Raw genomic sequence first — 24,369 nt, forward strand, 5'->3', positions numbered from 1 at the left:
GCCCCCGGACCGGGGAGCGGGGCCGTCAGCTCTCCAGCGGGGTCACCGACAGATCGTCCCCCAGGGCCGCCGCGACCGCCGCCACCCGTGCGTGGTCGGCCATCCGGCGGGTCAGATACGCCACGCCGTGTCCGCGCTCCGCGGACCACCAGGCGGCCGAGCCGCCGATCCCGCCCTTGGCGATCTTCGTCCGGTCCCGCAACAGGCCCAGGGTCCAGGTCAGCTCGGTGCCGAACACCTCGTCGTGGCCGGTGACCTGCGGTGCGAGGAACTCCCGGTGCACCTCGGGCCCCAGCAGCTCCGCCACCGCCCCGGCCTCGTCCGTCAGCCCGGCGAAGAACCGGGCCGTGGACGGCGCGGTGGTGTGGAGGTTCACCGCGCCGAACACCGAACGGCGCCACGCGGCCGAGTTGACCGTCGCCGGGTCCAGCGGGCCCGCGGGGATCCGCAGCCAGGGCGCGGCGGGCAGCTGTCCGGCCCACCCGGAATCGGCATGCTCCAGATCGGCGACCCGTGCCAGCTGTTCCTCCGGGACGCCGAACCAGGCGTCGAGCCCGAGCCGCGGGCGCACCACGCCGTTGAACAGTTCGCCGAGCGTGGTGCCCGCGCCCGCCCGCAGGGCGCCGTCGATCAGATGCCCGTACGTCAGCGCGTGCTCGCCGACGGCAGTACCGGGTTCGTACTCGGGCGGTGCGGCCGCCAGGCTCGCCCGCAGCGCCGTATCGTCCAGCGGATCGGTTCCCGCCGCCGCCGCGGGGAACCGCGGCTGTCCCGCCGTATGCGTCAGCACCTGGCGCAGGGTGGTCCGTTCCTTGCCGGCCCGGCCGTACTCCGGCCAGTACGAGCCGATCGGGCGGTCCAGCTCCAGCGCGCCCGCGCCGACCGCGGCCAGTGCGGTGAGGGCGGCGAACGGTTTCGACAGCGAGTAGGGCTGGACCAGGGTGTCCGCGGTGAAGGGGCGGGTGCGGCCGCTGTCCGCGAAGCCCCCGGAGAGCCGGACGACCTCCTCTCCGGCGCGCCAGACCGAGAGCCCGGCGCCGGACTCGCGGCCGTCGCCGACCAGCTCCTCGAAGACCCGGCGGACGGATGCGTACTGCTCGCCGGCGAAACCGCCGATCCCCGTGGCGACCATGACAGAACAACTCCCTATACCCCAGGGGGGTGTTGAGATAAGGAGAATTCACTATACCCCACGGGGGTATTGCGCGACCAGGATTCGATACCCCGCAACCGACGGGAACGAGCCGACCCGGTCCGGTCGTTGATCGCTCACCCGGCCAAACGCCCGCGCGGGCGGGCCCGGTCGGGAATGATGTCCCCGGCACCTCTCGCACGCCTGTACCCCGCCCGTCCGCCCGTCCGCTCCGACCGGAACCTCCCGCACCGCCCGGCACCTCCCCGTACCCCCGTACCCCCGCACCGCCCGGCACCTCCCCGCACCCCCCGGCACCACGGCACTTCCCGGCAGAATCCAGGGCCCGACAGCGACGACGGGCACCCCTCGACGGCGTCACCACCCCCCACGACGGCATTCGGAGGAGAACCATGACCACCGCCCCCCGCCGGCTCCGCCCCTCCCGGCTCCCGGCCCGCGCCACCGTCCCCGCCGCGATCGTCTGCGGCCTGGCCCTGGTGGCCGGGGCCGCCCAGCCCGCCGCCGCGCATGCCGGGGTGAGCGCATCCGACCCGCGCGCCCTCGCCAGGAATGTGACGGTGACCTTCACCTCCGAGGCCGAATCGGAGAAGGCGGGCATCGCCAAGCTCCAGATCGTGCTGCCCCAGGGGCTGTCGCCCGCCGCGGTCCGGCTCACCAAGGCCCCGAAGGGCTGGCAGTTCACCCACTCGCCGGGCGGCTACACCCTTGCCGGCGCCCCCCTGGCCACCGGCACGGACGCCGTGCACAGCATCGCCGTCCAGCAGCTCCCCGACGCGAAGGAGCTGGTGTTCCGCGTTGTCGAGACCTACAGCGACGGCTCGGTCGCCCGCTGGGTGGAGGAGCGGGGCGCGGGCGGCACCCCGGAGAATCCGGCGCCGGTCCTGAAGCTGAAGCCCAAGGCGGCCGGCGCGGTCAAGGTCCCCATCGACCCCGCCCTGATCCCGACCGCCGCGCCCTCCACGGACCCGAAGCCCGCCGATCCCAAGCCCTCGGCCCCGGCGGCGGACGCACCCACCGCGTCGGCGTCGCTGTTCCCCTCCGAGCAGCCCACCGGCGCCGAGACCCCGCCCGCGGCGGAGTCCGCCGGCGACGGCGGTGACGACGGCGGCAACGGACTGCTCATCGGCGGTGCGGTGGCGGCCGGCCTGCTGCTCGCCGTGGTGGGATTCGTGGCGTACCGGCGCCGCTCGGCGGGCGCCTGACTCGGCGGCGGACCCGGCCCCTGACCCGGGCTCGGTGCCGGGCGGCGCGTCCCGCCGCCCGGCTCCCCGCGGCCGCCCCTGCCCTCCTTGCCGGTACCCGCCCGGCCGGTTACCGCCCGGCCAGGGGCTGTTCCGTCCAGATGACCTTGCCGTCCGGGGTGTAGCGGGTACCCCAGCGGTCGGCGAACTGGGCCACCAGGAACAGCCCCCGGCCGCCCTCGTCCGTGCTCGCCGCCTGGCGCAGATGCGGCGAGGTGCTGCTGTGGTCGGAGACCTCGCAGATCAGCGCCCGGTCGCGGATGAGCCGTACCCGGATCGGCCCCGCCGCGTAGCGGATGGCGTTGGTCACCAGCTCGCTCAGGATCAGCTCCGTGGTGAACGCCTCGTCCTCCAGGTCCCACTCCTTGAGGGTGCCCGCCACCCGGGCCCGGACATCGGCGACCGCCGAGGGGTCGGACGGCACCTCCCACTCGGCGACCCGCGAGGTGTCCAGCACTCTGGTACGCCCCACCAGCAGCGCGATGTCGTCGCGCGGATTCTCCGGCAGCAGGGCCCGCAGCACCGCGTCGCAGGTCTCGTCCGGGTTCCGTCCGGGATGCCCGGAGAGGGTGTCGCGCAGCAGCATCAGCCCGTCGTCCATGTCCCGGTCGCGGTCCTCGACCAGACCGTCCGTGTAGAGGACCAGGGTGCTGCCCTCGGGCAGCCGCAGCTGGAGGGTCTCGAACGGCAGCCCGCCCAGGCCCAGCGGCGGACCGCCGGGCACGTTCGCGAACGCGGCCGTACCGTCCGGGTGGACGACCACCGGCTGGACATGGCCCGCCCGGGCCATCGTGCACACACCGGTCGCCGGATCGTAGATCGCGATCAGACAGGTGGCGCCGGTGACGCCCGCCTCCGCGCCCTCCGCGCCGCTGTCCTCCTGGTCGATCCGGACCACCAGCTCGTCCAGATGCCAGAGCAGCTCGTCCGGCGGCAGGTCCAGGGTGGAGAAGTTGTGCACCGCCGTCCGCAGCCGGCCCATGGTCGCGGCGGCGTGCAGCCCGTGACCGACGACGTCCCCCACCACCAGGGCCACCCGGGAGCCGGGCAGCGCGATGATGTCGAACCAGTCGCCGCCGACCCCGCCCAGCCCGCCCAGGCCCGCCTGCGCCGGACGGTAGCGGAACGCCGTCTCCAGCGCGCTCTGCTCCGGCAGCCCGCGCGGCAGCAGACTCCGCTGGAGGGTCACCGCCATGGTGTGCTCCCGGGAGTAGCGGCGGGCGTTGTCGACACTGACGGCGGCCCGCGCCACCAGCTCCTCCGCCAGCGAGCGGTCCTCCTCGTCGAAGGGCTCCGGACGGTCGGAACGCCAGAACATCGCCACCCCCAGAATCACACCGCGGGCCCGCAGCGGGACCGCGATCATCGAATGGAAACCCGCCTCGACCAGCCTGCGGGCCCGTGACTGCGACTGCTGCTCCCAGCCGGTGTAGGCACCCAGGTCGGCTTCGAGGACACCCTCGCCCTTGCCCAGGCCGGCCCCCATCGGGGTGGTCGGCAGAAACCGGATCGTGGTGCCCAGCGCGAACAGCGCCGTATCGGTGCTCGGCCCGCTGAACGCGGTCCGCCGCATATCCGCGCCCGCGCCGGTGGCCGTCGGCTCCTCGCCGCGCAGCACCGCCTCCACCAGATCCACCGTCGCGTAGTCGGCGAACCGGGCGGCGGCGAACTCCGCCAGCTCCTCGCAGGTACGGACCACGTCCAGGGTGGTGCCGATCTTCTCGCCCGCGTCGTACAGCAGCCGCAGCCGCTGCTGGGCCACGTCCACCCGGCCGCTGAGCGCCGCCAGCTCGGTGGTGTCCCGGATGGTGGCGACCGTACCCGCGGGCCCGCCGTCCTGGTCGGTCGCGCGCTGGTTCACGGCCAGCAGCCGCCGTCCCACCCGGTACACCTCGTCGCTGGCGATCCGGCCCGACAACAGCAGTTTCGCCGTATGCGGATCGAGGCCCAGCTCGTCGACCGTGCGGCCCTCGACATGGGCGGGCAGCCCCAGCAGCCGGCGAGCCTCGTCGTTGGCGAGCAGCAGCCGCCGCTCCCCGTCCAGGATCAGCACGCCCTCCCGCACGGCATGCAGGACCGCGTCGTGGTGTTCGTACATCCGGGTCATCTCCTCGGGACCCAGCCCATGGGTCTGGCGCCGCAGGCGCCCGGTCACCAGGGCCGTGCCGACGGTGCCGAGCAGCAGAACGCCCGCGGCCACCCCGAACAGCAGCGGGAACTGCTCCTCGACGACCCCGCTCACACGTTCCAGTGTCACGCCTGCCGACACCAGACCGATGATCGAACCGTCCGCCGCGTGCACCGGCACCGTGGCCTGCACCAGGGGGCCGAGCGGGCCGCCCACCTGCTCCTCGACGATGCCGCCGCGCAGCGCGGGCGTGGTGTCGCCGTAGAACTGCTTGCCGATCAGACCGGGCTCGGGTGCGGTGAGCCGCTTGCCCGCCGGGTCCAGGACCACCACGAAGTCCACCCCCGACAGCTTGCGGGCCGCCTCGGCCTTCGGCTGGAGCACCGCGGAGGGGTCCGGGCTCTTCAGCGCGGCCTCCATACCCGGGGCGTTCGCGAAGGTCTCGGCCACGGCAAGAGAACGCCGGGTGGCCTCCCGCTCGCTGTCCGAATGCGACTGGAGCACGAGCGCGACCATCCCGGCGGCCACCAGCAGCACCACGATGACGACCTGGAGGAGGAAGACCTGCCCCGCGACGCTGCGCATGTCGAGCGGTCCCTGCGCCCGGCGCGTACGCGGGCGCCGGAGCGCGCGCAGACGGCGGAGCAGGCGACCGGAGCGTGCGGTCATGTCCTCTTTCTACACCCGTCGGATACGGCTAGCTATCCGCGCACGACAGAGCGCGCGATGCGGTGGCGCGGGCCGTTCCGGGGCACCACGCGCATGGACCGGCGCACACTGCGTGGGCCGTACGCGGCCGGGCCGTCCCGGGCCGCCGTGACGGGGCCCGGGGCAGGCCCCGGGCCCCGCGCCCCCGGCGCACCGGCCCGGGACCGGACCGTCAGACGCCCGACGGGCTGGGGTCCTCCGTCTGCGCCGGGCCCGGGTCGCGGCTCTCCGGAGCGGCGAACGGGGCCGCGGGGCGGTCCGCCCCGTCCAGCATCCGGGCCTCCTGGTCGGCGCTGCGGGTGTCCAGGCTCAGGACCGTCGTCAGCGCCTCGGCGACCGCCGCGCCCGGGGCCGGCAGCGGCCCCTCGGCCCGCCACGCCACAAATCCGTCCGGCCGCACCAGCAGTGCGCCCCCGGGAGCCACCCCGTGCGCCACCGACCAGTCCGCGCCCTCCTCCGGCACCAGATCGGCGTCCGGGCCCCGGCCGAAGGTGAACACCTCCAGCGGCACCGACAGCCGGGCCGCGTCCTGCTGTGCCACCTCCCGCCAGACCGAGCCCTCGGCGCACAGCAGCACCGGCACCCGCTCGTAGAGGTCGATCGTCGAGATCCGCTCGCCCGCCCGGGTGACCCACAGATGCGGGGCCCGGGTGCCCGGGGCGCCCGTGATCCGCATCGCGTGCGGGACCACCGGGGCCTCCGGGTCGGCGCCCGCGACCGCGCCGCGCGGATAGGCGTACCCCATCGCCACCGTGAGGACGTCGCCCCGGCGGCTGCCCACCGAGGGCGACGGCTCGTACCCGGGGTGGCTGTGCTCCGCCGAGCGGGCGGACGCCCGGGCGCTGGTGGCGCGGGCGACCGGCAGCCGCTCGGTGCCGTAGGTCTCCAGCAGGCCCGGACCCGCCCAGCCCTTGAGCACCGCGGCCAGCTTCCACGCCAGGTTGTGCGCGTCCTGGATTCCGGTATTGGAGCCGAAGGCGCCCGTGGGGGACATCTCGTGCGCCGAGTCGCCCGCCAGGAACACCCGTCCGGACGAATAGCGCTCGGCGACCCGCTCCGCCGCATGCCACGGCGCCTTCCCGGTGATCACCACATCCAGACCGGGCGCGCCGATCGCGGCCCTGATGTGGTCCCGGCAGCGGTCGTCGGTGAAGGCCTCCAGCGGTTCGCCGACCTCCGGATGCCAGGGCGCGTGGAAGACCCACAGCTCCCGGTTGTTCACCGGCAGCAGCGCGCCGTCCGCCCCCGGGCTGTTCAGATAGCAGACGATGAACCGGCGGTCGCCCACCACCTCGGCCAGCCCGTGCGAGGTGAAGGTGACGCTCACGTTGTGGAACAGCTCGCCGTTGCCGCTCTGGCCGATGCCCAGGGCCTCCCGCACCGGGCTGCGCGGGCCGTCCGCCGCGACCAGATAGTCCGCCCGTACGGTGAACCGCTCCCCGGTGACACGGTTCCCGACCAGGCCGGTCACCCCCTCCTCGTCCTGCTCGAACGAGATCAGCTCATGGTCGAAGCGCAGATCCGCCCCGTACTCGCGGGAGCGGGCGTCGAGGACCGGCTCGATGTCGTTCTGGCTGCACAGACACCAGCCGCCGGGGCTGACCACCCGGTGTCCGCCCCCCGGGTCGATCTCCCGGAACAGCCACTCGCCGTCGTCCCCGGCGAGCTGCCGCGCCTGGAGGATCCCGTGGTTGCCCGCCAGGACCGCCGACGCCTCCCGGATCGCCGCCTCCACCCCGGCCACCCGGAACAGCTCCATGGTGCGGAGGTTCATGCCCCGCCCGCGCGGATGCGCCGAGGTGCCCGAGTGTTTCTCGACGAGCAGATGCGGAATGCCGTGGCGGCTGAGGAACAGCGAGGTGGACAGGCCCACCAGGGACCCGCCCACGACAAGGACCGGGACCCGGAGCGCGGGGGCCCCGGCAAGCTGTGCGGCGGTTGCGGTCGCGGAGTGCTTCATGGGCTCGTCCATGGCTTCTCTGTGCCCGGTGCAGGAACGGTTCCCCCGCCCATTCACCCGCATGGTGCCCATCTCTCGCGCCACTTGCGCGGCACGACCACGATCGGATCACGGGAGCGCCCCGCGCCCCCGAGGGACCGGCCCGTGCGGCCGGGCGACCGGGCCCCCGCCCGGACCGCCCGCCCCGCCGGCCGCCCCCCGAGGGCCGCGGGAACACCCGTACGGCCCCCGGAAACGGAACATCAGCACAGGTACAGGCGACGGACGTGACGACGGAGCGGCGGGCGACCGCCACGCGACCGGCGGGCGTGGTCGCGAAGGAGTGTGAACACCGATGACCACCCTGTCGGAACGCATATCGCAGTCCGTCTTCGACGGCTCCCGGCTCCGCGTGATCCTCCTGCTCGACCTCTACGAAGGAGCCCAGAAGGAGTTCCTGGAGGCGTACGAGCACATGCGCAACAGCGTGGCCTCGGTCCCCGGCCACATCAGCGACCAGCTCTGCCAGTCCATCGAGAACCCCTCCCAGTGGCTGATCACCAGCGAATGGGAGAGCGCCCCGCCCTTCCTGGCCTGGGTGAACAGCGAGGAGCACGTCCAGACCGTCCAGCCGCTGCACAGCTGCGTCCGCGACACCCGGTCGCTGAAGTTCAATGTGCTGCGCGAGACCGGACAGGCCTTCAGCATCAGCCCCGAGCAGCTGCGCAGGCCCGCTGACGCCCGGGCGTCCGTCCGGGTCGGCGACGGCGTCGTACGCCACGCCCTCACCTTCACCGTGAAGCCGGGCAGTGAACAGACCGTCGCCAAGATCCTGGCCGGCTACAGCTCGCCCGCCGCCCGGGTCGACGACCACACCCGGCTCCGCCGCACCTCCCTCTTCATGCACGGCAACCGGGTCGTACGGGCCATCGAGGTCCAGGGCGATCTGATGGCCGCACTGCGGCACGTGGCCAAGCAGCCCGAGGTACGGGCCGTGGAGGAGGCCATCAACCCCTATCTGGAGCAGGACCGGGACCTCGACGACGCCAACTCCGCCCGGGTCTTCTTCACCCGCGCGGCCCTGCCCGCCGTCCACCATGTCTCCGCGGAGGGCCGCCCGCCCGGCGAAGTCAACCGGCACGCCCTCTTCTACCAGGCCAAGGAGGGCTGCGGACTGGCCGTCGCCCGGCTCCTCGCCCAGCAGGACGAGGAGGCCGCCGCCCACGACCGGGACCCGATCGTCTCGTCCACCGTCTTCCACCGCGACGACATCGTCGTCCGGCTGATCGACGTCAGCGGCCCGATCGCGGACCACACCGTCCTCGCCCTCGGCGTCCAGGGCGCCCGCAAGACCGCGACCCTCGCCAAGCTCCTCGCCGACGGCGGCGAACTGCCGCACACCGCGGCCGACGTCGCCGAAGGGGACCCGGGCGTCGCCAGCTTCGTCACCCGCGCCGATATGCAGCTCATCACCGACCGGTTCGCCCCGGACGAGAGCTGACCCGCCGCGACCGCACCACCCGCAACGCAACGCCCGGGGCCGGCCCGGGCGGCGCGCACCGGCCCCCGGGCCCCGCGCGCCCGGACCGGCGCCCACGTCTGGAGGAAGCCAGCATGACCACGCACAGCCAACGCATCGTGGACCTCAGCGAGACGCAGCCCAACACCCGTCGCGGCGGCGATCTGCGCGCCATGCTCACCCCCACCGCGGTGGGGGCCACAAGCGGCTTCATGGGCCTCGGCATCGTGCTGCCGGGCGAATTCATCGCCGAGCACTACCACCCGTACTCCGAGGAGTTCGTGTTCGTCGTGAACGGCCTCCTCGAAGTCGACCTGGACGGCGAACCGCACCCCCTCCGGCCCGACCAGGGGCTCCACATCCCCAAGAACATGCGGCACCGCTTCCGCAACGTCGGCAATGTCGAGGCCCGGCTGGTCTTCCACCTCGGCCCGCTCGCGCCCCGCCCCGAACTGGGCCATGTCGACACCGAGGTCAATCCGGCGGCCACCCCCGCGGGCGGCCCGCCGGAACGGTCCGGAGCCGTCTCATGACCCGGCGGGTGGCGGTCACCGGGGTCGGCGTGGTCGCCCCCGGCGGGGTCGGCGCCCCGGCGTTCTGGGACCTGCTCGCGAACGGGCGCACCGCGACCCGCGGCATCACCCTCTTCGACCCGGCCGGGTTCCGCTCCCGGATCGCCGCCGAGGTCGACTTCGAGCCCGAGGCCCACGGCCTGAGCCGGGACGACACCGAACGGCAGGACCGCTACATCCAGTTCGCGCTGGTCGCGGCCGCCGAGGCGATACGCGACGCGGGGCTCGACCCCGACCGCGACGACCCCTGGCGGACCGGTGTCTTCCTCGGCAGCGCCGTGGGCGGCACCACCCGGCTGGAACACGACTACGTCGCCGTCTCCGCCTCCGGGAACCGCTGGGCCGTCGACCACCGGCCCGCCGCACCCCATCTCCACCGGGCGTTCTCCCCCAGCACCCTCGCCTCCGCCGTCGCCGAACAGTGCGGCGCCAAGGGGCCGGTCCAGACCGTCTCCACGGGCTGCACCTCCGGTCTCGACGCCGTCGGCTACGCCTTCCAGGCCATCGAGGACGGCCGCGCCGACATCGTCGTCGCGGGCGCCTCGGACTCCCCGATATCCCCGATCACCGTCGCCTGCTTCGACGCCATCAAGGCGACCTCGCCCAACAACGACGACCCCGAGCACGCGTCGCGCCCCTTCGACGCCGACCGCGACGGATTCGTCATGGGGGAGGGCGGCGCGGTCCTCGTCCTGGAGGAGCTGGAACACGCCAGGGCCCGCGGTGCCCGCGTCTACTGCGAGATCGGCGGATACGCCACCTTCGGCAACGCCTACCACATGACCGGGCTCACCCCCGAGGGACTGGAGATGGCCCGCGCCATCGACCACGCCCTGGACCACGCCCGGATCGACCGGACCGCCGTCGACTACGTCAACGCGCACGGCTCCGGCACCAAGCAGAACGACCGCCACGAGACGGCCGCCGTCAAACGGTCGCTCGGCGACCACGCCTACCGGACGCCGATGAGCTCCATCAAATCCATGGTGGGCCACTCCCTCGGCGCGATCGGCGCGATAGAGCTGGTCGCCTGTGTCCTCGCGATGGACCGCCAGGTCGTACCGCCGACGGCCAACTACGACACCCCCGACCCCGAGTGCGACCTGGACTACGTGCCCCGCACCGCCCGCTCCCGGAAGCTGCGCACCGTGCTCTCCGTCGGCAGCGGCTTCGGCGGGTTCCAGTCCGCGGTCGTCATGAACCGGCCCGCCGGCCGGACCAGTGGGAGGACCTGATGGGCAGCGCGAGCAGACCGGCGCACCGCCGCGGCCGGACACCGGAGCGCCGGACCGTGGTCACCGGTATCGGGGTCGTGGCCCCCAACGGCATCGGCGCCGACGTCTTCTGGAAGTCCACCCAGGAGGGCATCAGCGTCATCGACCGGGTGACCCGCGAGGGCTGCGAACAACTGCCGCTGCGGGTCGGCGGCGAGGTCCGCGACTTCGAGCCCGGCGCCATGGTCGAGGACCGCTTCCTGGTCCAGACCGACCGTTTCACCCACTTCGGGATGGCCGCCGCGGATCTCGCCCTCGCCGATGCCCGGCTGGGCCGCGCCGACTACGAGAAGTTCCCCTTCGGCGTCGGCGTGGTCACCGCGTCCGGCTCCGGCGGCGGCGAGTTCGGCCAGCGCGAACTCCAGCAGCTGTGGGGCCGCGGCTCCCGCTTCGTCGGCCCCTACCAGTCGATCGCCTGGTTCTACGCGGCCAGCACCGGCCAGATCTCCATCCGCGGCGGCTTCAAGGGCCCCTGCGGAGTGGTCTGCAGCGACGAGGCCGGCGGCCTCGACGCCCTGGCCCATGCCGCCGGAGCCGTCGCCCGCGGCACCGACGCCGTCGTCGTCGGCTCGGCGGAGGCGCCCCTCGCGCCCTACTCGGTGGTCTGCCAGCTCGGCTACGAGGACCTGAGCCGGGCCGACGACCCGGAGCGCGCCTACCGGCCCTTCACCGCGGACGCCTGCGGCTTCGCCCCCGCCGAGGGCGGCGCGATGCTGGTCGTCGAGGAGGAGAACGCGGCGCTGCGCCGCGGGGTGCGGCCCCGGGCGTATATCGCCGGGCACGCCGCGACCTTCACCGGACCGGGCCGCTGGGCGGACTCCCGGGAGGGGCTGGCCCGGGCGATCCGGGGCGCGCTGGAGGCCGCGGGCAGCGCCCCGGAGGAGATCGACGTGGTCTTCGCCGATGCGCTGGGCACCCCCGAGGCCGACCGGGCGGAGGCCCTCGCGATCGCCGACGCGCTGGGCGGCCACGGCACCCGGGTGCCGGTGACCGCGCCCAAGACCGGCATCGGGCGGGCCTACTGCGGCGGCCCGGTGCTGGACGCGGCCGCCGCCGTGCTGGCCATGGAGCACGGACTCGTACCGCCGACCCCGAACGTCTTCGACGTCTGCCACGACATCGACGTCGTCACCGGCAAGGCGCGGCGGACACCGCTCCGGACGGCGCTGGTGCTCAGCCGGGGCCTGATGGGGTCGAACGCGGCGCTGGTGCTGCGCAGCGCGGCCCCGGAGTGACCACCGGCCCGGGACCACCGGCCCGCTGACCCCGGCCCGCGTACCACCGGCCCCGAACCACCGGAAACCCCTCAACCGTACGAAGGAGCAGACCCCATGGACAGCCTGACCTCCGGCGCACTGGCCGAGCTGATGCGCAAGAACGCCGGTGTGAACGTCGACCCGGCCGCCTTCGCCGGCGCGCCCGACACCCCGTTCGAGGACTACGGCCTCGACTCGCTCGGCCTGCTCGGCATCGTCGCCACGCTGGAGAACCACTACGGCCGGCCGATGCCGCAGGACGCCGAGCGCTGCAAGACCCCCCGCGAGTTCCTCGCACTCGTCAACGACACCCTTCTCAAGAGCGGAGCCTGACGTGCCCGGACACACCGAGAACGAGATCACCGTGGCCGCACCCCTGGATCTCGTCTGGGACATCACCAACGACCTGGAGAACTGGCCGGAGCTGTTCAGCGAGTACGCCTCGGTCGAGATCCTCGAACGGGCCGGCGACACCACCACCTTCCGGCTGACCATGCACCCGGACGAGAACGGCAAGGTGTGGAGCTGGGTCTCCGAGCGCACCCCCGACCGGGCCAACCGCCAGGTGCGGGCCCGCCGGGTGGAGACCGGCCCGTTCCAGCACATGGACATCGAGTGGGAGTACACCGAGGTGCCCGGCGGCACGCGGATGCACTGGCGCCAGGACTTCGCGATGAAGCCGGACGCCCCCGTCGACGACGAGTGGATGACCGACAACATCAACCGCAACTCCAAGATCCAGATGGCGCTGATCCGCGACAAGATCGAGGCCCGCGCCCGGACGGGGGCCCGGCGGTGAGCGCGGACACCGGTACCCGCCGTACGGCGGCGGAGCCGGGCGCGGACACCGTCCACCGGGCGCTGATCGTGGCGCGGATGGCGCCCGGCTCGGCGGACGGGATCGCCGGGCTGTTCGCCGAATCCGACCGGGGCGAGCTGCCGCATCTGGTGGGCGTCACCCGGCGCAGCCTCTTCCAGTTCGGCCCCGATCTCTATCTGCACCTGATCGAGTCGGACCGGCCGCCGGGACCGGCGATCGCGAAGGTCACCGAGCACCCGGAGTTCCGTGAGCTGAGCGACCGGCTCCAGGCGTACGTCTCCCCGTACGACCCGGCGACCTGGCGGGGGCCCAAGGACGCGATGGCCCGCCAGTTCTATCTGTGGGAGCGCGGCTGACGGCCGTCCACGGCCGGACACGGTACGGCCCCGGGAACCGGAGGTTGGGGTTCCCGGGGCCGTGGCGTATGCGCCGCCGGTCCGGGATCGGCCGGACCGGCGGCGCGGGTGCCCGCGCTATCCCGCGTGTTCGGGCACGACGGACTCGAAGGCGTGCAGATAGGCGTTGACCGGCCGGATCTCGCCGACCGGCAGCCCGGCCTGGGTGATCCGCTCCACCATGCTCTCGCGGGTGTGCTTGGCGCCGCCCACGTTCATCAGCAGCAGCAGGTCCATCGCGGTGGTGAACTTCATGGACGGGGTGTCGTCGACGAGGTTCTCGATGACCACCACCCGGGCGCCCGGCCGGGCCGCCGCGATCACGTTCCGCAGGGTCGCCAGGGTGCTGTGGTCGTCCCACTCCAGGATGTTCTTGATGATGTAGAGGTCGGCCGAGACCGGGATCTCCCGGCGGCAGTCGCCGGGCACGATGTCCGCCCGGTCCGCCAGCTCGCCGCCCTCCCGCAGCCGGGGGTCGGCCTTGGCGACCACATCGGGCAGGTCCAGCAGGGTGCCCCGGAGCCGCGGGTGCTTCTCCAGCAGGCTTGCCAGCACATGCCCCTGGCCGCCGCCGATGTCGACGACGGAGGAGACCCCGGTGAGATCGAGCAGATCGGCGACTTCCAGCGCGGACTGCCGGCTGGAGGTGGTCATGGCCCGGTTGAAGACATGGGCCGACTCGTGGGCGTCCTGGTGCAGGTACTCGAAGAAGCCCTTGCCGAACAGCTCGTCGAAGACGTTGTCCCCGGTGCGCACCGCGTCGTCGAGGTGCGGCCAGGCCGCCCAGGTCCAGGGCTCGGTGCACCACAGCGCGATGTACTTCAGCGACTGCGGGTCGTCCTCGCGCAGCATCCGGGACATCTCGGTGTGGACGAAGGTGCCGTCGGGGCGTTCGGCGAAGATGCCGTAGCACGACAGGGCCCGCAGCAGCCGCCGCAGCGGCTTGGGCTCGGCGGTGACGACGGCGGCGAGCTTCTCGACCGTGGTGGGCGCGTCACCGAGGGCGTCGGCGACGCCGAGCCGGGCGGCGGCCCGTACGGCGGCGGCGCAGGCCGCCCCGAAGACGAGTTCGCGCAGCCGCATCGCCGGCGGCGGCAGCGCCCGGGCGTCGTCGAGCTGGGTGGCGGTGGGTCTGGTGCCGAGGGTTGTCATGGCGTTCGCTCGTTCTCCTGCTCTCCCGGCGCGGGGGTGCGGCGGGTTCGGCGGTACGGGGACGGGTGCGGCCGGCCGCCTCTCCCGGCACGGGGTGCGGCGGGTCCGGCGCCACCGGTACGGGTGCGGGGCCGGGCGGGGGAGTGCCGCCGGGTCAGCAGAGCCCTGCGGGCTTGGACGAGGCGCAGTTGTTCTTCCGGAACGTGTTGCCCGTGCCGTTGCCCCGGTCGACGAGATCCGCGGCGACATTGCCGGTCACCGTGTTGTGCTCGACGACATTGGCGGTGTTCACGGCCCCGACATAGCTCTCGGCCAGCACGATCCCGCCCGCCAGCAGGGTGTCGCTCTGGTGGCCGCGGACCGAGTTGCCCCTGATGACGGTGGCGTCCGAACCGGTGAGCACGATTCCGGAGCCCTGGATGGCGGGCAGCCGGGGCGTCGCCGCGCAGAACTTGTTGTTCTCGTGGATGGTGTTCGAGCGGATCGTGATGTCACCCGAGCCCGGCCGGGACTCGTCGCTCACCACGAAGATCCCGGCGCAGTTGCCGGTGATCTCGTTGGAGTGGGTGGAGAGGTTCCTGATCCGCTTCAGCATCACACCGAGCCGGTTGTCGGTGAGCGTGTTGTCGGCGACGACCGTCCCGAGGCTGTCGTTGGCCGCGGCCTCGTGCCCGACGATGTTCGTCAGCATGATGCCGGCGTCCTTGTTCTCCCGGGCGGTGTTGCCGCGGAAGACGGCGCGGGTGGACTTCTCCTGGCCCAGTCCCCAGGTGCCGTTCTTCTCGGCGACCACCTCCCGGACGGTCAGCCGGTCGGTACGGGAGGCCCAGAGGCCACCCTTGGTGAAGCCGGAGAGCGTCAGGGAGCGGATCGTCACGCCCGTGACCTCGGCGGTCTCGGTGCCGGTCACACAGATGCCGTTGCCCGCCGTGGCGCAGGCGCTCGCCGCCCGGCCCGTGGTCTCCGCGGCGGCCGGGGGCGAGATCACGGTCCCGGGGCCCGCGCCGCGCAGGGTGATGCCGGAGGTGGTGATCTCCACGCTCTCGCGGTACGTCCCCGGGGCGACCACGATCACATCGCCCGGCGCCGCGGCGTCCACCGCCGCCTGGATGGACTCCCCGGGGTGCACGGTGTGCCGGCCGCCGTGGTGCGCGGGGGCGGCGGCCACCCCGGAGACGACCGCCGCGGCCGCGACGGCCAGCGCACCCGCGCGTCGCCGGTGCTGACGGTATGAATGGTGGTTTTTGTGATGATTGGTCATACGGTGACGCTAGGGGCGTTCCCCGGCCCCTGCCACACGGAACCACCCGAAGGCTTCGCCCTCTGCTGCGACCGGGTTGTTTTCCGCGCCGCGCCCCGGAACGCCCGCTCGCGGAGTTGTCCCGGCCGTACCCTCGCGGGAGGGTCCGCTCCGGGCTCCCACCACCGTTCGGGAGGCCGCCCGTGAGGATCTATGTGACCAGCGTCTTCGTCGACGACCAGGACAAGGCCCTGCGCTTCTACACCGATGTCCTGGGCTTCGAGAAGAAGACCGAGATCCCGCTGGGCGCCGCCCGCTGGCTGACCGTGGTCTCCCCGGAAGCCCCCGACGGCACGGAACTCCTCCTGGAACCCGACGGCCACCCCGCGGTGGGACCGTACAAGACGGCCCTGGTCCGCGACGGCATCCCGGCCGCGTCCTTCGCCGTCGACGACGTCCGCGCGGAGTACGACCGCCTGCGCGCCCTGGGGGTGCGGTTCACCCAGGAACCGACGGCGATGGGTCCGGTCACCACGGCGGTTCTGGACGACACTGTCGGGAATCTGATCCAGATCGTGCAGATGGCCCAGGGCGTGTCCTGAGGTCCCGGCCGGACCGGGCCCCGGCCGCCGGACCCGGCTCAGTCGGGAGGATCCTCCCGCCAGCCCGGTCCCCGGAAGTGCAGATGCTCCGGTACGGCGGCCCGGATCGCGGCCACCAGCCGGTGGCCGTCCGCGTAGGCGTGTTCGTTCACGTCGATGGAGCAGTGTCCCCGGCCCAGGAGAAGAACACCGTTCTCCCATTCGAGGAGGCCGGCCGCGTCAGCGAACGTCACGTAATGGACGTCGTCGGGGTCGCGCACGTGCCACAGGCCGTCGTCGGTCACCACCATGCGCGCCCGGCGCACCTCCCGGTGGCGCAGCCGTTCGTACGCCTTCGGCCGGAAGACGGTCCCCGGCGCGGGGGTGCCGTACACCCAGCATCCCAGCGGGGGCACCGGGCCGCCGTCGGGGCGCGGCAGGTGCGGTACGAGGCCCTCCGGCACCACCATCAGCGCGGTGCGCAGCGCGGCGGCGCAGGCGGTGCGGACCCGGTCCGGGGTGACCGCGGCGAGGTCCGCCAGCCGGGTGCCGGGGTCCCGGTACTCCCGGTCCAGCAGCAGACAGGTCGCGGCCTCCACGAGTTCGTCCATCGTGTGGTCGGGGGATTCCCATCTGCCCCGGTAGCCCGCCACCTCCTGGGCGAGTTCCGCCTCGGTGGGGTCCTCGGCGGCGAGGCGCAGCGCCTCCTGCCACATCAGCTCCGCGACCTGCTGCTCGTAACCCTCCCGGGCGTCGGGCAGGAAGAACGACTCGGCCGTGCCGGGACCGACGAGGAGGGCGCAGTCCCGGACGTCGTACGAGAGGGCGTTCCGGTGCCGCAGGGCCCGCACGAGCCGGTCCCGGAAGAGGGCGTGCGCCAGCACGGCGGCGGGGTCCCCGGGGTCCGTACGCCAGGACATACCGGGGTCGGAGACCTCCTCGGCGGAGAACCAGGCCGCGCCGGTGACCGCTTCGGGCTCCATGGCCCGGCGGGAGGCCGGACGCCGGCCCTCGGGGAGGGGCAGCCGCAGGCCCTCGGGGGGCGGTCCGGAGAGCACCAGGACGGCGTTCTCCCGGTGGAAGAACCGGTCCGCGGCCGCCCGGACGGCACCGGCGGGAACGCCGTGGATCCCGGGGCCCTCGTGGTTCGCCGAGCCCGCCCCGGAATGGCCGTAGCGGCCCCACAGCAGGATCCCCGCCATCTCGCCGACGGGGTCGGTGTTGCTGGTGGCCAGCACCTCCGCCTCATGGGCCAGCCGGTCCAGCGGCAGCCGGGACAGACCGCGGCAGACGGCGTCCAGGTGGTTCACCACCTGCTCCGGTGTCCCCGACGCCCCGAAGCAGGTGTTCTCGAGACTCCACCAGTCCAGGGTGAGGTGGTGCGTCCGCGGCAGCGTGCTCGCCGCGAGATGGGCGACGAGCCGGATCGCGCCGCGTGTCGCGCGGGGGTCGTCCAGCGCGCCGGCGCCGAAGACCAGGACCGCTTCGAGCGGACCCTGGCGGTCACCGGTCCACAGAACCGGTACGCCATCGATGTGATCATGGTGCATCCCGGGAGGATACGAGCGCCCGCCGACCGTGTCCGCCCCTGATGCCGAATCGTTTCAGCGCGGTTTTCCGCCCGGTATGCCCCCGGCCTCCGGCGGAACTTCCGGCCGCCGGAGCCGCCCGGGCGGAAAAGGTGTGGCGCCCCGCCGCCCGGACCCTCTAGCGTGAGGGCATCGCCCACGGCGACCGCCCCCGCGCGGTTGCCGCCGGGGCCGGACCGACGAGAAGAGGAGGTGTGCGACATGACCGTCATTGCGCTGAGCGCTGCCCGTGACCTGAAGTCCGTCCACTCCACCTCCGTGGTCCCCGGCTGACCTCTCCGTACCCCTGTACATACGTACTCCGGTACTCCGCGCGCCCGAGGCGCGCCGCCGGGACCGCCCTCCGAAGGGTCCCCCTTGAACATCTCCACCACCGGCAGCACCCCTTCCGGCAGCACCACCGGTCACCATGCCCTGGTCTCCTACGGCTGGGACGAGGGCTGGGACACCGCCTTCGCCCCGTACGCCGCCGAAGGACTCACCGCCGGGCGGGTCGTCCGTGTCGACCGCGGTCAGTGCGATGTGGTGACCGCCGGCGGCACCGTCCGGGCCGATACCGCGTTCGTCACCCCGCACGACCCGCTCCGGGTCGTCTGCACCGGCGACTGGGCCGTCCTCGAACCGCCCGGCGGCGACCCGCGCTACGTCCGTACGTATCTCCCGCGCCGGACGGCCTTCGTCCGGTCCACCTCCTCCAAGCGCTCCGAGGGCCAGATCCTCGCGGCCAACGCCGACACCGCGATCATCGCCGTATCGCTCGCGGGGGAGCTGGACCTCGGCCGGGTCGAGCGCTTTCTCGCGCTGGCCTGGGAGAGCGGGGCGACCCCGGTCGTCGTGCTCACCAAGTGCGACCTCGTCCCGGACGCGACCGGGCTCGGCTATCTCGTCTCCGATGTCGAGGCCGTCGCGCCCGGCGCCCAGGTGCTGCCGGTCAGCGCCCGTACGGGCGAGGGCATGGACGTCCTCGCCGCCGTCGTCGCGGGCGGTACGAGTGTGCTGCTCGGCGTCTCCGGCGCCGGGAAGTCCACCCTCGCCAACTACCTCGTCGGCGAGGACAGCATGCTGGTCGAAGCCGTCCGGGAGATCGACGGCAAGGGCCGGCACACCACCACCACCCGCAATCTCCTGCCGCTGCCCGGCGGCGGGGTCCTGATGGACACCCCGGGTCTGCGGGGCGTCGGCATGTTCGACGCGACCACCGGCGTCAACCAGGTCTTCTCGGAGATCGAGGAACTCGCCGCCGACTGCCGCTTCCACGACTGCGCCCACCAGGCCGAGCCGGGCTGCGCGGTGCTCGCCGCGGTCGACGCCGGGACGCTGTCCGAGCGGCGGCTGGAGAGCTTCCGCAAGCTCCTCCGGGAGAACCGGTACATCGTGGCGAAGACCGACGCGCGGGCCCGCGCCGAACTCCGCCGCGAATGGCGGCTGAGGGGCGCCGAAGGACGCGCCGCGATGGAGGCCAAGCGCGGCCGCCAGGGGCGCTGACACACCGCGGGGACCGGGCGGCAACGGGCTTTCGCACCGCTGCCGACCGGTCCCCGCGGCCCTCACTCCTCCTGGTCGAGACCCCAGCTGTGGATCTTCCTGGGGTGGATCCGGATCAGCTCCTCGCTGAAGTGCGGCCCCAGCTCGTGGGGGCCGGTCAGCAGCTCGGCCTCGCCCCGGATGTCGACGCCGCGCACCCGCCACGGCCGTACGCTCACGATGTCGTCGACGACCAGCGCGACCTTGGGGTTCGACTGGAGGTTGCGCCACTTCTTCGTCGTCGCGAGGGCATAGCCCCCGACCAGGATCGTGCCGTCGTCCTGGGGGAAGAAACCGACGGGATTGGCCTGCGGCTGCCCCTTCGGGTCGACGGTGGCCAGCCGCCCCAGCCGCTGGGTCGCGAGATAGGCACGCTCGGCCTCGGTGAATTCGGTCATGATCCCAGCCTCACACGCTGCGGCACCCCCGGGGTAACCCGTGGGGACCGTCATGCACCACCCGCCAGGACGGCGCCCAGCCAGGCCCCCGTGATCAGCAGACAGCCGAAGAGTTCCACCAGCACACTGCCCCCGGCCGCGCGCATCACCTGACGCGTCGCCGCCACCGCCTGGCCGTGGCCGCCGAGACGGCGGCGTTCGCAGAAGTAGACACCCGCCACAAAGCCCGGGATCGCGCCGATCACCGGCAGCAGCACGAACCCGGCCACCGCGCCCGCACCCGCCCAGACGGCGGTCCGGCCGGTGGCACCGGAGTCGTGGATCCGCCGGGCCGGCATCAGCCAGAGCACCACCTGGACCAGCAGGAGCAGGGCGGTCGAGCAGACCAGCAGCGTCCAGGCGAGCCCGGTCTGCTCGTGCAGCGCCCACCAGAGCATCGCGGCCCAGACGAGCCAGCGGCCGGGGACACCGGGCACCAGGACCCCGGCCAGCCCGAACGCAAAAACGCACCCCAGGAGGACCTCCTGCCACACACCACCCACGCCCACCAGGTTCCCCCAACCCGGGTCACCCTGCCTGTTGTGGGCCCGGTGCGGTGGGGGAGGGAGCGGGGGAGGGAGAGGTGCGGGGTGGTGCGCGGGCGCATTTCGGGAAGCCCCGTTTTGCCGTCCCGTCCGCGGTGGAACATAAGGGCATGAGTGAGCAGGGGGAGACACCCGCCGCACCGGACGACTGGTGGCACCGGCTGTACGAGGAGCCCCCGGCACCCCCGGCCCGGCCCGCGGGAGCCCCGCCGCCGGTGGACGGGACCGGCCTCGACGAACACTTCGCCTCGGCCGCCGAAGCCGTGTCCGGCCGGGAGCCCGTGGTGTCGGCGGAGCCCGGGACGGAGGCGGTCACGGAGGCGGCCCCGCCGGAGCCGGAGCCGGAGCCGGTGACCCGGCCGGACACGGTGACGGAGACGGCCCTCCCGGAGCCGGAGCCGGTGGCCGCCGGGCCGGAGCCCGAGCCGGAGCCGGAGCCGGAGACCGTGGCTGTCGCGGAGAGTGGTCCGGTACGCCCCCGCGCCTGGTGGGACCCGGCCCCTGCCCCTGCCCCGGCCCGGGACGATCCCGCGGAGCCCGCCCCGGAAGCCGCCGCCGCTCCTGCCCCGGCCGCGGAGCCCGCACCGCCGCCCCCGCACGATGCGACGCTCCCCTCGCTCCCCGCCCCCGCGCCCCCGGCCCCCGCTCCGCTGCCGCGCCGGGAGCCCGTCGCGCGGCCCGGGCCCGTCACGGCGTCGCGGTCCCGGCGCAGGGCCGCCGCCGGAGTACCGGATCCACGGGTGGCCGTACCGGTGGCACCGGCGGCGGACGCCGGTCCCCCCTTACGCTCCGGGCATATCGGCGACGGCCCCCCGACCTACGATCCGGAGCCCACCGCGCTGCCGCCCGCCGATCCCGAGGACCTCGGCGAATCCGTTCCCGACACCGTCCTCGACGGGGCCCGGTACGGCCGCTGGACCCTGCGGGCCGCCTCCGTACGCGGCGACTCGGCACGGTTCCGCGGCGAACACCGCCGGGACGCGCTCCTCACGGTCCGGTTCGGCACCGGGGACGAGGCGCTGATCCTGGTGGCCGTCGCCACCGGAGACCGGTCCGACGACGGCGCGCACCGCACCGCCGCGGACGCCTGCCGTCTGCTCGCCGCTGCCGTCGGCCGCAGCCGTACCGGGCTGGCGGCCGATATCCGGGCCGGGCGGCGCGACGTCCTGCGCGCCGGGCTGCACCGGCTGGCCGACCGCGGCGCCGGCCGGCTGCGACCGCCGAACCCCGGGACCGGTCCCGGCACGGCGGGACTGGGTGCCCTGCTGCTCACCGCCGACCCCCACTGCCGTACCCGGGTGTTCTTCGGCACCGGACCCGGCGGGCTCTTCCGGCTGCGCGCCGGGGAGTGGTCCGAACCGGCCCCCGCCGCACCCGGCGACACGTTCCGCTTCCACACCGGGGACGCCCGCCCCGGGGACACCCTGCTGATGGCCGGACCCGGGTTCGCCGAACCCCTGCGCGGCGCCCCCGGGCTGGCGGACGAACTGGCGCGGCGCTGGCGCCCCGCGGGCCCGCCGGAACCGGCCGCCTTCCTCGCCGACGTACAACTGCGGGCCAAGGGGTACGCCGACGACCGGACCGCCGTCGCCGTCCACGAGGCCCCCGGCTGACCGCCCGGACGCCCTTTCCCCGGCGCCCGGGCCGGTACCGGGGCCACCGGGACCGCAGCGGAGGCGGGAAACCGGCTTCCGTGGGTTGATGGAATTCCGCGCCGTCAACAGGAGGAAGGGCGTCCGTCCCATGGCGAAGCAGAACGTGGCGGAGCAGTTCGTCGACATTCTCGTCCGTGCGGGAGTCCAGCGGCTCTACGGAGTCGTCGGCGACAGCCTCAATCCCGTCGTCGACGCCATCCGCCGCAACTCCGGCATCGAGTGGATCCAGGTACGCCACGAGGAGACCGCCGCCTTCGCGGCCGGGGCCGAGGCGCAGCTCACCGGAAAGCTGGCCGCCTGCGCGGGCTCCTGCGGCCCCGGAAACCTCCATCTCATCAACGGTCTCTACGACGCCCACCGCTCCATGGCCCCCGTGCTCGCCCTTGCCTCCCATATCCCCTCCGGTGAAATCGGTCTCGGCTACTTCCAGGAGACCCACCCGGACCAGCTGTTCCGCGAGTGCTCCCACTACAGCGAACTGATCTCCAACCCGAAGCAGATGCCCCGGCTGCTCCAGACCGCCATCCAGCACGCCATCGGGCAGAGCGGGGTCAGTGTGGTCGCCCTGCCGGGCGACATCGCCTCGCAGCAGGCGCCGGAGCAGTCCGCCCGGACGGCCCTGGTCACCTCCCGTCCCTCGGTACGCCCCGGCGACGGTGAGATCGACAAACTGGTCCGGCTGATCGACGAGGCCGACCGGGTGACCCTGTTCTGCGGCAGCGGCACCGCGGGCGCCCATGCCGAGGTGATGGAGTTCGCCGGGCGGGTGAAGGCCCCCGTCGGCCATGCCCTGCGCGGCAAGGAATGGATCCAGTACGACAATCCCTATGACGTCGGGATGAGCGGGCTCCTCGGCTACGGCGCCGCCTACGAGGCCACCCACGAGTGCGATCTGCTGATCCTGCTGGGCACCGACTTCCCGTACAACGCCTTCCTGCCCGACGATGTGAAGATCGCGCAGGTCGATATCCGGCCCGAGCATCTCGGCCGCCGCTCCCGGCTGGACCTCGCGGTCTGGGGCGATGTCCGGGAGACGCTGCGCTGTCTGAACTCCCGGGTCCGGGTCAAGAACGACCGCCGCTTCCTCGACCGGATGCTGAAGAAGCACGCCGACGCGCTGGAGGGCGTCGTCAAGGCGTACACCCGCAAGGTGGAGAAGCATGTACCGATCCACCCCGAGTACGTGGCCGCCGTCCTGGACGAGCTGGCCGACGACGACGCGGTCTTCACCGTCGACACGGGGATGTGCAACGTCTGGGCCGCCCGCTACATCTCGCCCAACGGCCGCCGCCGGATCATCGGCTCCTTCAGCCACGGTTCGATGGCGAACGCGCTGCCGCAGGCGATCGGCGCCCAGTTCACCGACCCCGGACGGCAGATCGTCTCGATGTCCGGCGACGGCGGATTCGCCATGCTGATGGGCGACTTCCTCACCCTGGTCCAGTACGACCTGCCGGTGAAGGTCGTCCTCTTCAACAACTCGTCCCTGGGCATGGTGGACCTGGAGATGCTGGTGGCCGGACTCCCCTCCTACGGCACCCACAACAAGAACCCCGACTTCGCGGCGGTCGCCCGGGCCTGCGGTGCCTACGGGGTCCGGGTGGAGAAGCCGCGCCAGCTCGCCGGGGCGCTGAAGGACGCCTTCAAGCACAAGGGACCGGCCCTGGTCGATGTGGTCACCGATCCGAACGCCCTCTCCATCCCGCCGAAGATCAGCGCGGAGATGGTCACCGGCTTCGCGCTGTCGGCAAGCAGGATGGTGCTGGACGGCGGTGTCGGACGGATGCTCCAGATGGCCCGCTCCAACCTGCGCAATGTGCCCAGGCCCTGAAGGCACCGACTCCCGCAGAAGGCGTAGACCACATCCGTCCGCTGGGGGAAAAATCCCCTCCCGGCCCGGGTTGACGGCTCCCTCAGGCGTGGCCCGCTCCCGAAAGGGGCAGGGCATTCGTGGAAGGTACGCAAGCGCAGTCGCGACCGAACGGTCCGACACCAACGGGTGGGGATGATGACAGGGCGTCAGGGATGGGCCGGTTCCGCGGAGGACGGACACGGCCGGTACGGGGGAATGCCCGGACAGGCCCGAGGAAGGGAGAGGCTGCACCGGCGCATGGGGTGCGGCGATCTGAAAGCGGTGCCCGAAGTCCGGCACGGACTGCGGGAGATGCTGGGACAGTGGGGCAGCCGCGGCACCGCGGACGTCGCCGAACTGCTCGCCAGCGAACTCGTGACCAACGCCCTGATCCACACGGATCACGGCGCGGTCGTCACGGCCACCGTCGGCAGCGAGACCCTGCGAGTGGAAGTGCGCGACTTCGTGGAGGGCTTCCCGGAGCCGCCCGCCGCCCGCCGGGAGCCCCGGCCGGAGAACGAGCTGCTCGACACCCACGGCCGTGGTCTGGCGCTGGTCCAGAGCCTCGCCGACTCCTGGGGGATCAGAACCCAGCATGCCGGGAAGACGGTCTGGTTCGAGCTGAACGAGCTGTCGTCGTAGGCCGGGCCGGGCCCGGCCCGGAGGCTGCCGTCCGGCCCGTGCCTCCGTCCCCGGCCCGCCGGGGACGGGCACCGGCCGGAACCGGCGGCGGACCTGGCAGCGGAGACGGCGTTGGGGGGCGGCAGCGGGGGCACGCAGAGCGGC

21 protein-coding genes are annotated in these 24,369 nt (G+C 73.3%); 13 read left to right on the forward strand and 8 right to left on the reverse strand.

Annotated elements, in window-relative coordinates; genetic code table 11:
• Positions 1 to 25: 25 nt before the first annotated feature.
• The gene (locus ACWDR0_RS18955) at positions 26 to 1,132 is read right to left on the reverse strand and encodes a serine hydrolase domain-containing protein (protein WP_456352837.1); all 1,107 of its coding nucleotides are present in this window, start codon (positions 1,130 to 1,132) and stop codon (positions 26 to 28) included.
• A gap of 413 nt (positions 1,133 to 1,545) precedes the next feature.
• Here ACWDR0_RS18955 and ACWDR0_RS18960 point away from each other — a divergent pair, with 413 nt between their 5' ends.
• Complete coding sequence (locus ACWDR0_RS18960) at positions 1,546 to 2,358, forward strand: DUF1775 domain-containing protein (protein WP_456352838.1); 813 nt, start codon at positions 1,546 to 1,548, stop codon at positions 2,356 to 2,358.
• Between the two features lie 109 nt (positions 2,359 to 2,467).
• Here ACWDR0_RS18960 and ACWDR0_RS18965 read toward each other — a convergent pair whose 3' ends face one another.
• Together ACWDR0_RS18965 and ACWDR0_RS18970 are read right to left on the reverse strand one after the other, a co-directional pair.
• Positions 2,468 to 5,110 carry a SpoIIE family protein phosphatase gene (locus ACWDR0_RS18965; RefSeq protein WP_456352856.1) on the reverse strand — a complete coding sequence of 881 codons (2,643 nt, stop codon included), beginning with the start codon at positions 5,108 to 5,110 and terminating at the stop codon, positions 2,468 to 2,470.
• Between the two features lie 295 nt (positions 5,111 to 5,405).
• The gene (locus ACWDR0_RS18970; protein ID WP_456352857.1) at positions 5,406 to 7,193 is read right to left on the reverse strand and encodes an FAD-dependent oxidoreductase; all 1,788 of its coding nucleotides are present in this window, start codon (positions 7,191 to 7,193) and stop codon (positions 5,406 to 5,408) included.
• Positions 7,194 to 7,527: 334 nt separating this feature from the next.
• On the opposite strand from ACWDR0_RS18970, the gene ACWDR0_RS18975 reads away from it, so the two are divergent.
• The 7 genes from ACWDR0_RS18975 (at position 7,528) to ACWDR0_RS19005 (ending at position 12,969) form a co-directional block, all read left to right on the forward strand.
• Positions 7,528 to 8,673 carry a SchA/CurD-like domain-containing protein gene (locus tag ACWDR0_RS18975; RefSeq protein WP_456352839.1) on the forward strand — a complete coding sequence of 382 codons (1,146 nt, stop codon included), beginning with the start codon at positions 7,528 to 7,530 and terminating at the stop codon, positions 8,671 to 8,673.
• A gap of 113 nt (positions 8,674 to 8,786) precedes the next feature.
• Positions 8,787 to 9,224 carry a cupin domain-containing protein gene (locus ACWDR0_RS18980; protein ID WP_456352840.1) on the forward strand — a complete coding sequence of 146 codons (438 nt, stop codon included), beginning with the start codon at positions 8,787 to 8,789 and terminating at the stop codon, positions 9,222 to 9,224.
• On the forward strand, positions 9,221 to 10,498 hold the full coding sequence (locus ACWDR0_RS18985; protein WP_456352841.1) for a beta-ketoacyl-[acyl-carrier-protein] synthase family protein: 1,278 nt from the start codon (positions 9,221 to 9,223) through the stop codon (positions 10,496 to 10,498). Before ACWDR0_RS18980 ends, ACWDR0_RS18985 begins: the two co-directional genes overlap by 4 nt.
• A complete protein-coding gene (locus tag ACWDR0_RS18990) occupies positions 10,498 to 11,772 on the forward strand; it encodes a beta-ketoacyl synthase N-terminal-like domain-containing protein (RefSeq protein ID WP_456352842.1) in 1,275 nt (424 codons plus the stop codon). The genes ACWDR0_RS18985 and ACWDR0_RS18990 overlap by 1 nt, the downstream gene beginning before the upstream one ends.
• A 96-nt stretch (positions 11,773 to 11,868) precedes the next feature.
• Complete coding sequence (locus ACWDR0_RS18995; RefSeq protein WP_456352843.1) at positions 11,869 to 12,126, forward strand: acyl carrier protein; 258 nt, start codon at positions 11,869 to 11,871, stop codon at positions 12,124 to 12,126.
• A 1-nt stretch (position 12,127) separates the two neighbouring features.
• A complete protein-coding gene (locus tag ACWDR0_RS19000; protein WP_456352844.1) occupies positions 12,128 to 12,592 on the forward strand; it encodes an SRPBCC family protein in 465 nt (154 codons plus the stop codon).
• Positions 12,589 to 12,969: a TcmI family type II polyketide cyclase gene (locus ACWDR0_RS19005; protein ID WP_456352845.1), complete on the forward strand. Its 381-nt coding sequence runs from the start codon at positions 12,589 to 12,591 to the stop codon at positions 12,967 to 12,969. Before ACWDR0_RS19000 ends, ACWDR0_RS19005 begins: the two co-directional genes overlap by 4 nt.
• 117 nt (positions 12,970 to 13,086) lie before the next feature.
• On the opposite strand, the gene ACWDR0_RS19010 is transcribed toward ACWDR0_RS19005, so the two are convergent.
• Both ACWDR0_RS19010 and ACWDR0_RS19015 read right to left on the reverse strand, forming a co-directional pair.
• Entirely contained in the window at positions 13,087 to 14,160 is a 1,074-nt protein-coding gene (locus ACWDR0_RS19010) for a methyltransferase (RefSeq protein ID WP_456352846.1), read from the reverse strand.
• Positions 14,161 to 14,314: 154 nt separating this feature from the next.
• The gene (locus ACWDR0_RS19015; protein ID WP_456352847.1) at positions 14,315 to 15,421 is read right to left on the reverse strand and encodes a right-handed parallel beta-helix repeat-containing protein; all 1,107 of its coding nucleotides are present in this window, start codon (positions 15,419 to 15,421) and stop codon (positions 14,315 to 14,317) included.
• A 182-nt stretch (positions 15,422 to 15,603) separates the two neighbouring features.
• On the opposite strand from ACWDR0_RS19015, the gene ACWDR0_RS19020 reads away from it, so the two are divergent.
• On the forward strand, positions 15,604 to 16,002 hold the full coding sequence (locus tag ACWDR0_RS19020; protein WP_456352848.1) for a VOC family protein: 399 nt from the start codon (positions 15,604 to 15,606) through the stop codon (positions 16,000 to 16,002).
• A 38-nt stretch (positions 16,003 to 16,040) separates the two neighbouring features.
• Here the strand turns inward: ACWDR0_RS19020 and ACWDR0_RS19025 are convergent, their stop codons facing one another.
• A complete protein-coding gene (locus ACWDR0_RS19025; protein WP_456352849.1) occupies positions 16,041 to 17,531 on the reverse strand; it encodes a hypothetical protein in 1,491 nt (496 codons plus the stop codon).
• 402 nt (positions 17,532 to 17,933) lie between these two features.
• Between ACWDR0_RS19025 and rsgA the strand changes: the two genes are divergently transcribed.
• Positions 17,934 to 19,055, forward strand: coding sequence for a ribosome small subunit-dependent GTPase A (gene rsgA, locus ACWDR0_RS19030; protein ID WP_456352858.1), 1,122 nt, complete (start codon positions 17,934 to 17,936; stop codon positions 19,053 to 19,055).
• A 62-nt stretch (positions 19,056 to 19,117) separates the two neighbouring features.
• Here the strand turns inward: rsgA and ACWDR0_RS19035 are convergent, their stop codons facing one another.
• Both ACWDR0_RS19035 and ACWDR0_RS19040 read right to left on the reverse strand, forming a co-directional pair.
• On the reverse strand, positions 19,118 to 19,492 hold the full coding sequence (locus ACWDR0_RS19035; protein ID WP_456352850.1) for a PPOX class F420-dependent oxidoreductase: 375 nt from the start codon (positions 19,490 to 19,492) through the stop codon (positions 19,118 to 19,120).
• Positions 19,493 to 19,542: 50 nt separating this feature from the next.
• On the reverse strand, positions 19,543 to 20,025 hold the full coding sequence (locus ACWDR0_RS19040; RefSeq protein WP_456352859.1) for a DUF456 domain-containing protein: 483 nt from the start codon (positions 20,023 to 20,025) through the stop codon (positions 19,543 to 19,545).
• A gap of 161 nt (positions 20,026 to 20,186) precedes the next feature.
• On the opposite strand from ACWDR0_RS19040, the gene ACWDR0_RS19045 reads away from it, so the two are divergent.
• From ACWDR0_RS19045 to ACWDR0_RS19055, 3 genes are all read left to right on the forward strand, one after another.
• Positions 20,187 to 21,689 (forward strand): protein phosphatase 2C domain-containing protein, encoded by a 1,503-nt coding sequence (locus ACWDR0_RS19045; protein ID WP_456352851.1) that lies wholly within the window; start codon positions 20,187 to 20,189, stop codon positions 21,687 to 21,689.
• Positions 21,690 to 21,819: 130 nt separating this feature from the next.
• A complete protein-coding gene (locus ACWDR0_RS19050; RefSeq protein ID WP_456352852.1) occupies positions 21,820 to 23,562 on the forward strand; it encodes a pyruvate dehydrogenase in 1,743 nt (580 codons plus the stop codon).
• A gap of 279 nt (positions 23,563 to 23,841) precedes the next feature.
• Complete coding sequence (locus ACWDR0_RS19055) at positions 23,842 to 24,225, forward strand: ATP-binding protein (protein ID WP_456352853.1); 384 nt, start codon at positions 23,842 to 23,844, stop codon at positions 24,223 to 24,225.
• Positions 24,226 to 24,369: the final 144 nt, after the last annotated feature.

The organism is Streptomyces sp. NPDC003691, from assembly GCF_053981115.1.